At 52.4% G+C, this 1,104-nt stretch carries 1 protein-coding gene; it reads left to right on the top strand.

What is annotated here, in order from left to right:
* Positions 1–58 precede the first annotated feature (58 nt).
* Positions 59–1,085, top strand: a protein-coding gene (locus tag C3418_RS23650) for an IS630 family transposase (protein ID WP_161469620.1) whose coding sequence is annotated in 2 segments (ribosomal slippage) — positions 59–513 and positions 512–1,085 — 1,029 coding nt in all. Because the reading frame shifts where the segments join, the coding sequence is not laid out codon by codon here.
* Positions 1,086–1,104 lie beyond the last annotated feature (19 nt).

The raw sequence follows: 1,104 nt of genomic DNA, 5'->3' as shown, positions 1-1,104 counted from the left end.
TACCAATCAGATTAAAGATGTGATCTAATTGCTCTATTCTGGTTTCACTGTACTCAGTATGTCCGATCCAATCGATTTCTTGGCCCTCGCCAAGGCAGAAACCAACGCCAGGAAACGCATGCGATTCCTGGCGTTAGCACACTTTCAAGAAGGTCATTCCAGAACTGACATTGCCCGCTTTCTCAAAGTCAGCCGCACAAGTGTCAACAAATGGGTGAGCAACTTCTTGCTACACGGCGTGGCGGGGCTGGATAGTGTCCGTCCACCAGGCCGACCCGCCAAGCTCGGCGCCGAACAGCTATCCCAGCTTAGCGAATATATCGACCAACAAAGCCGGCTGGCCATCGGGGGACGACTGCAAGGTACTGATATTCAAACGTATATCGAACGAGAGTTTGGTGTGGCCTATGAACTCTCCAATGTCTACCGCCTCCTCAGAGAGCTGGGGTTTTCCTGGATAACCAGTCGCTCACGACATCCGAAGCAGGATGGGCAGGTGCAGGAAGCTTTTAAAAAACTTCCAGCTGGAAACGATCCTTAACATCCCGGGTCATGTTGCGCTTGCCAATGTCGATGTCTGGTTTCAGGACGAAGCCCGGTTTGGTCAACAAAATACGACTACCCGACTGTGGGCCAGGCGTGGCAGTCGCCCCCGAGCTATTCAGCAACAACAATTCGAGTACGTCTATCTCTTCGGTGCCGTCTGCCCTGCAACCGGGACAACGGAAGCCTTGCTCAGTCCTCTGGTAAACCGGGAGGTGATGAAGCAGCACTTGGCACTGATTGCAGCACGAACAAAGCCGGGTCGTCATGCGGTGGTGATCATGGACGGCGCCGGATGGCATACCATGGAATGTGCGGATGACTTCCCCAATCTCAGCCTGATCAAGCTCCCTCCCTATTCTCCCGAACTCAATCCCATTGAACAGGTATGGAGCTGGCTTCGTCAGCATGTGTTGGCTAATCGCAGCTTCAAGGATTACGACGACATCCTTGATGCCTGCACATCGGCCTGGAAGCACTTTATTGCCGATGTGGAGCGGGTGATGTCACTTTGTAGCCGAGATTGGATAAAACTGACCTAATGTTTAATCCGATTGGTAT

This window comes from Aeromonas sp. ASNIH8 (genome assembly GCF_002919855.1).
In the GTDB taxonomy this organism is placed as follows: domain Bacteria; phylum Pseudomonadota; class Gammaproteobacteria; order Enterobacterales; family Aeromonadaceae; genus Aeromonas; species Aeromonas caviae.
Note: the sequence above shows the minus strand (reverse complement) of the source record. Positions and strands in the feature narration are given on the sequence as shown.